Below are 209 nucleotides of genomic sequence, written 5' to 3'. Positions count from 1 at the left end.
AGGCGTTGACGGCGCTCAGGACGTGCACGTGACCTTCAACGCGATGGACCTGTTCACCCTGGTGAAAAACCTGGTGGACAACGCCATTCGCTATACCCCGGAGGGCGGGCGCATAGACCTCTCGGTGACCCAGACCCCAGGCGGAGTACTGCTGCACATCAAGGACTCCGGCCCCGGCATTGCCACAGAGGAACAGGCGCGGGTGTTCG

General features: G+C 63.2%; 1 protein-coding gene. It reads left to right on the top strand.

Annotation, left to right across the window (positions count from 1 at the left end; all coding sequences use genetic code 11):
• The coding region (locus HYI44_RS29255; protein WP_225571221.1) for a sensor histidine kinase at positions 1-209 on the top strand (209 nt) is incomplete at both ends.

Origin of the sequence: Pseudomonas sp. Y24-6 (genome assembly GCF_020295325.1) — a bacterium.
Classification (GTDB): Bacteria; Pseudomonadota; Gammaproteobacteria; order Pseudomonadales; family Pseudomonadaceae; genus Aquipseudomonas; species Aquipseudomonas gregormendelii.
This window is presented reverse-complemented; position numbering and strand designations above follow the sequence as displayed.